Consider the following 6,160-nt stretch of genomic DNA (forward strand, 5'->3'; position numbering starts at 1 on the left):
TGGCCGGTCGCGGACGGTGCACGGCGACCTGAGGCGAGCAGACCGGGAGCGTCTCGTCGACGCTCGCTGCGGCGGTTCTCGTTCCGGGCCGACACATGTTGGACGCCCCCCGAAGCCCATCCTCACGCGCAGCCCCTGATGACGTGGGTCACACCCCGGAGGCTGCCATGGTCAACGGCACACCAGGGTTGTCCGGTCATGATCGAACAGCCCCCACGTGCCGTTGACCATGAGCGGGGTGCGGGGGTGGGGTGTTGTTGCGGATAGGGTTTTCCGGTGGCCGGTGCAGCTGACTCCGCGGACCTGATGAGCACCGCGAACCCGCGGGTCAAGGCGTTGGTGCGGCTGCGGAGCAACCGTCGTGCCCGGGTCGATGCGGGATCCACGCTGGTCGAGGGCCACGACGAGCTGCGGCTGGCGCTGCGGGCGGGGGTGCGGCCCACGGAGCTGTACTGGGCGCCGTCGCTGGTCCGGGACGAGCACAGGGGACTCGTCGACGACGTGCGCGACGCCGGTGCGCGGGTGACGTCGGTGAGCCGGGACGTGTTCGACCGGATCGCCTACCGCGAGGGTCCGGACGGGTGGCTGGCCGTCGTGCCCGATCCGGGCTCCGCGCTCGGCGACATCGTGCTCGGTCCCCGGCCGCTGGTGCTGGTCGCGGAGGGGATCGAGAAGCCGGGCAACATCGGGGCGATGCTGCGGACCGCCGAGGCGTGCGGCGTGGACGCGGTGGTCGGGGCGTCCACGGTCACCGACTTCGGCAACCCGAACGCGGTGCGCGCCAGCAAGGGCACCGTGTTCGCGGTGCCGGTCGCGTCCGCCCCGAGCGTCGAGGTGCTGGACTGGCTGCGCGCGCACGGCATCCGGGTCGCCGTCACCACCCCGGCCGGGACCACCGCGCTCGGTGACACGCGCCTGGACGGCCCGGTCGCGATCGTCGTCGGCGCCGAGAGCACCGGCGTCACCGACCTGTGGCTGGACAACGCCGACGAGACGGTGGTGATCCCGATGCGCGGGAAGGTCAACTCCCTCAACGCCGCGACGGCCGGCGCCGTGGCGCTGTTCGAGGCGAACCGGCAGCGCGACGCCGCCGGGCGCTGATCAGACCGCGGCCGGGGTCAGCCGCGCACGCAGCGCCTTCTTGTCGGTCTTGCCGATGTCGGTCAGCGGCAGCTCGTCGACGAACGCGATCTCCTTCGGCACGTACATCGCGCCGCGGTGCGCCTCGACGAGCTTCTCCAGCTCGGTGCCGGTGAGCGAGTCGTCGCGGACCACGACGGCGGCGTGCACGGCCTCGGACCCGTCGTCGTCCGGCGCCCCGAACACCGCGGCCTGACGCACCCCGGCGTGCTCCATCAGCGTGTCCTCGAGCTCGGAGGTGTACACGTGCCCGCCGACGACCACGATCATGTCCTTCACCCGGTCCACCAGGTGCAGGTAGCCGTCGTCGTCGAGGTGGGCGACGTCGCCGGTGCGCACCCAGCCGTCCACGATCGTCTCGGCGGTGAGGTCGGGCCGGCGCCAGTAGCCGTCCATCTCGGTGCCGGTGCGCACCCACAGCTCGCCGCGCCCGCCGTCGGGTACGCGGTGGCCGGTGTCGTCGCAGATCGCGACGTCGGTGGTCGGCATGACACGCCCGACCGTGCGCAGCAGTGCGGGGTCCAAATGCTCCTCGCGGGTCAGCGCGCTGATCCCGCCGGCCTCGGTCTGGCCGTAGACCTGGGTGAACACCGGCCCGATCCGGCGCACCGCCTCCGCCATCCGGGTCGGGTTCGCCTGCGCCCCGCCGTAGATCACGTTGCGCAGGCCGGAGAGGTCGGTGCGGTCGAGGTCGGGGTGGTCGAGCAGGCGGTAGATCAGCGGTGGCAGCAGCCAGGTGTCGGTGATCCGCTCGCGCTCGAGCGCGGCGAGGACGGCACCGGCGTCGAACTCCTCCTGCAGCACGACGGTCCCGCCGCGGGCGAGCAGCCGGTCGGCGACCCCGCCGCCGGCGTGCGCGGACGGGGTGCACAGCAGCATCCGGGCCGGGCCCTGCTCGGCCCATGCCCCGTGGCTCTGCGCCATCCGCAGGTGGTGGGCGAAGGTGTAGGCGATCCCCTTGGGGTGTCCGGTGGTGCCGCCGGTGTGCCGGATCTGCTGCACGTCGGACGGGCGCGCCCGGCTCGACAACGCCTCGGTCGAGGCGTCGGATGCGTCGAGGAGAAGGTCGCGCCACGGCTGATCGTCGGGGCCGGTGGTACCGAGCCCGAGCGTGGTGACCGGGCGGGCCAGTGCCACGACCTGTGCGGCGGTGTCCAGGGCGATCGGGTCGACGAGCACGAGTGCGGCCTCGACGTCGTCGACGATCCTGGCCTGGCCCTGCGCGGACAGGCCGCCGTGCGGCTGCGTGACGCCGGCGCCGAGCAGGTTCAGCGCCCAGCGGGCGATCAGCATCTCGGGGGAGTTGCCGCCGAGAAGCGCCACGATCTCGCCGGGCCCGACCCGGCCGTCCAGGACGTGCGCGAGCCGGTGGACCTCGTCGAGCACCTCGCCGGCGCGCAGCCGCCGGTCGCCGTAGGTCAGCGCCTCGCGCCCGCGATCGGACGCGAGTGCGTCCAGGATCTGCTCGACGTCCGCGCGCACCGTGCCCGACATGACCATCCCTCCGTCGTCCCAATGTCCTTAGTATTGATAACGATTACCCGGCATGATCCTCTTCCATGCGGTGAGGTCTCCCGCATCACACGGCGCCGGAGGGGGTAGGACTGCGGACATGACGACGATCGGCGACACCGACCTGGACGTGAGCGGACTGTGCCTGGGCACCAACGTGTTCGGCTGGACCGCCGATGCCGAGCAGTCGTTCGCGCTGCTCGACGCCTACGCCGAGGCGGGCGGGAACTTCCTGGACTCGGCGGACTCCTACATGGCGGGAGCCGAGGGGAACTCCGGCGGCGAGTCCGAGACGATCATCGGCGACTGGATGGCCGCCCGCGGCAACCGGGACCGGATGGTCGTCGCGACGAAGGTGGGCAACCTGCCCGGCCGCCGGGGCCTGTCCCCGACGAACCTCACCGCGGCGGTCGACGACTCGCTGCGCCGGCTGCGGACCGACCGGATCGACCTCTACTACGCCCACACCGACGACACCGACACCCCGCAGGAGGACTACCTCGCCGCGTTCGACGGGCTGGTCCGCGCGGGCAAGGTGCGGGCGCTGGGCGCGTCGAACTTCGACGCCGACCGGCTGCGCTCCGCGCTGGAGATCTCCGGGCGCGACGGGCTCGCCCGGTTCGAGGCCGTGCAGCCGCACTACAACCTGGTCGAGCGCGGCTACGAGGAGGACCAGGCGCTGCTGGTGCAGAAGGAGGGTTTGTCCTGCTTCCCCTACTTCGGCCTGGCCAAGGGGTTCCTGACCGGCAAGTACCGCCCCGGCTCCGACGGCCGGGTGGACAGCGGTGCCACCGAGGGCGCGATGGGCTGGGCCCGTGCCGGGGGCGCGAAGGCCTACCTGGACGAGCGCGGGGTGCGGGTGCTCGGCGTGCTGGACGAGGTCGCCGCCGCGCACGACGTGCCGGTCGCCTCGGTGGCGCTGGCCTGGCTCAGCGCCCAGCCGACCGTCGTCGCGCCGATCGCCAGCGCCCGCACGCTCGACCAGCTCGCCCAGATCCTGCCCTCGACCGGCTTGGCCCTGGCCCCGGACGAGCTGGCCGGGCTCAGCCGGGCGTCGGAGAGCCGATGACCGGGTCGGGTCCGCGGCGCCGTTCGCGACGCTCGAGCGCGGCGGATCCACCCAGCACGATGAGTCCGAGCAGCGGGAGCGCCGCCCCGACCGCGGCCGGCGCGCTGTAGCCCAGGCCGGCGGCGAGCACGGCCCCGCCGAGCGCGGCGCCGAGCGCGTTGGCGATGTTGAACGCGGAGTGGTGACATGCCGCGCCGAGCGTCGGGCCGTCCGGGGCGGCGTCCATCAGCCGGGTGTTCAGGGCCGGTGTCGTCCCGGTGGTGGCCAGGGCCAGCACGAACAGCGTGAGCAGCGCGCCGACGACCGAGTACGCGGTGACGGTGAACGCGGCCATCGCCAGCGACGCAACCGCCATCCCGCCCGCGATCGTGCGCATCGGCCAGCGCTCGGCCAGCCGGCCACCGACCGTGTTGCCCACCGTCATCCCGACGCCGAACAGGGCGAGCGCGAGCGGCACGTAGGCCTCGGTGAACCCGGACAGCGTGGTCAGGATCGGGGTGATGTAGCTGTAGACGGCGAACGTGCCGCCGTAGCCGACCGCGATCACCAGCATGGTCAGCCACACCTGCGGGCGGCCGAACGCGGAGAGCTCCCCGCGGATCGACTGCGGCCTCTCGTCGCGCACGTCGGGGACCAGCAGGGCGACCGCGGCCATCGTGACCAGCGCGATCCCGGCGACCGCGAGGTAGGCCGAGGGCCAGCCCAGTGCCTGCCCGAGCCAGGTCGCCAGCGGCACCCCGACGATGTTGGCGACCATCAGGCCGGTCATCGTCGCGGCGACCGCGCGGGCCCGCTGCGCGCGCGGCAGCAGGGACGCGCCGAGCACCGCGGCGGTGCCGAAGTAGGCGCCGTGCGGCAGCCCGGACAGGAACCGGGTGGCCAGGAACGTCTCGAACGTCGGCGCGAGCGCGGACGAGGCGTTGGTCAGCGCCAGCGCCGCGGCCAGGACCAGCACCAGCCGCTTGCGCGGCCAGCGGGCCCCGGCGATCGCCAGTGCCGGCGCGCCGACGACGACGCCGAGCGCGTAGGCGCTGATCGCGGAGCCGGCCTGCGGGACGGTCGCGCCCAGGTCGGCTGCGAACTGCGGGAGCAGGCCCATCGAGGCGAACTCGGTGGTGCCGATGGCCAGGCCGCCGAGCGCGAGCGCGGCGAGGGCCGGTCCGGTGCGTGTGGGGGTGGGCCTACCGGTGAGAAAGTGGCGCGCAGGCGCGAGGTCTGTTTTCATCGCGCCACGAGAATAAGTTCCGGGGGGTGGCCGGTGTCAACGGAGATGCGGGGTGACGCCGACCTCGGTCGCGCGGCGGTCGAGCGGTGGCGGACCACGTCGGAGGTGCTGGCCGAGGTCCGACGCCGGCCCGGCCTGACCCGGGTCGAGCTGGCCCGGGACCTGAACCTGGCCAGCGCATCGGCCACGGAGATCACCGGGCGGCTGCGCGAGCTGGGCTGGATCGCCGAACAGCGGGCGCCGAGCACCGGCCGCGGCCGCCCGACGACGGTGGTCACCGTCGCGCCGCAGGGGCCGGTCGTGGTGGCCGTGGACATCCGGTACGAGGACTGGCGGGCCGCGCTCGCCCGGCTCGACGGGGTGCCGATCGCGGTCCGGACCGGCCGGCACGTGCGCCGGGACCCGGAGACGGTCGTCGCGACGTTGCGGGGTGTCGTCGCGCAGATGCTGGGCGAGGCCCCCGGGCCGGTGGCCGGGGCCGGGATCGCGGTCGCGGCCACCGTCGTCGACGACCACCTGACCCAGGACGCGGACCAGGGCTGGACCCCGCTGGACCCGCGCCGGATCGCCGACGGCACCGCGCTGCCGGTCGTCGTCGGCAACGACGCGACCCTGGCCGGGGTCGCCGAGGTGCGCGACGGCGCCGCCGCCGGTGCCGCGACCGCGCTGTTCCTCACCGTCGAGGTCGGGATCGGCGGCGCGCTGGTGGTCGACGGGCAGCCGCAGTCCGGTGCGCACGGCGCGGCCGGCGAGTACGGGCACCTGCCGTTCGGCGACCCCGCTCTGCGCTGCCCGTGCGGGGCCCACGGGTGCTGGAACCTCGAGGTCGACGGCCGCGCGCTGGCCCGCCGGATCGGCGAGCCCGCACCGTCGGACCCGTTCAGCTACGCCTCGGTGGTGCTGGGCCGTGCCGCGTCCGGCGACGCGGGCGCCCGGGACGCGGTGGGCCACGTGGCGTCCCGGCTGGCCCGCGGCGTGGCCGGCCTGGTCAACGCGCACGACCCGGACGTCACCGTGCTCGGTGGTCTCGGCCCGGCCCTGCGCGCCGCCGCGAGACCGGAGTTCGACCGGGCCTACACCGACGGCCTGATGGCGTTCCGCCGCGAGACCCCGCCCCCCGTCCGAGACGCCGCCCACGGCCCAGACGCCGCCCTGCGAGGAGCGATAGCGATAGCCCTGGACGACGCCACGTCCCCCGCGGGCCTGGCCCGCCA

General features: G+C 74.3%; 5 protein-coding genes. 3 read left to right on the forward strand and 2 right to left on the reverse strand.

Annotation, left to right across the window (positions count from 1 at the left end; translation table 11 throughout):
* The first annotated feature begins 276 nt into the window (after positions 1-276).
* Positions 277-1,101, forward strand: a complete 825-nt coding sequence (locus tag I4I78_RS28770) for an RNA methyltransferase (protein WP_308252426.1) — start codon at positions 277-279, stop codon at positions 1,099-1,101.
* Here the strand turns inward: I4I78_RS28770 and I4I78_RS28775 are convergent, their stop codons facing one another.
* A complete protein-coding gene (locus I4I78_RS28775; protein WP_218614649.1) occupies positions 1,102-2,634 on the reverse strand; it encodes an AMP-binding protein in 1,533 nt (510 codons plus the stop codon). It abuts the gene before it with no gap.
* Positions 2,635-2,752: 118 nt separating this feature from the next.
* On the opposite strand from I4I78_RS28775, the gene I4I78_RS28780 reads away from it, so the two are divergent.
* On the forward strand, positions 2,753-3,721 hold the full coding sequence (locus tag I4I78_RS28780; protein WP_218614650.1) for an aldo/keto reductase: 969 nt from the start codon (positions 2,753-2,755) through the stop codon (positions 3,719-3,721).
* On the opposite strand, the gene I4I78_RS28785 is transcribed toward I4I78_RS28780, so the two are convergent.
* Positions 3,696-4,946: an MFS transporter gene (locus I4I78_RS28785; RefSeq protein ID WP_218614651.1), complete on the reverse strand. Its 1,251-nt coding sequence runs from the start codon at positions 4,944-4,946 to the stop codon at positions 3,696-3,698. The two genes, I4I78_RS28780 and I4I78_RS28785, sit on opposite strands and share 26 nt — an antisense overlap.
* Positions 4,947-4,991: 45 nt before the next feature.
* On the opposite strand from I4I78_RS28785, the gene I4I78_RS28790 reads away from it, so the two are divergent.
* The coding region (locus I4I78_RS28790; RefSeq protein ID WP_218614652.1) for an ROK family transcriptional regulator at positions 4,992-6,160 on the forward strand (1,169 nt) is incomplete at its 3' end.

This window comes from Pseudonocardia sp. KRD291 (assembly GCF_019263595.1).
Classification (GTDB): Bacteria; Actinomycetota; Actinomycetes; order Mycobacteriales; family Pseudonocardiaceae; genus Pseudonocardia.

What these genes read in the sequence shown, in the direction of transcription:
- I4I78_RS28785 (WP_218614651.1), bottom strand. Translation starts at nt 4,946, where the DNA reads ATGAAAACAGACCTCGCGCCTGCGCGCCACTTTCTCACCGGTAGGCCC.
- I4I78_RS28780 (WP_218614650.1), top strand. Translation starts at nt 2,753, where the DNA reads ATGACGACGATCGGCGACACCGACCTGGACGTGAGCGGACTGTGCCTG.
- I4I78_RS28775 (WP_218614649.1), bottom strand. Translation starts at nt 2,634, where the DNA reads ATGTCGGGCACGGTGCGCGCGGACGTCGAGCAGATCCTGGACGCACTC.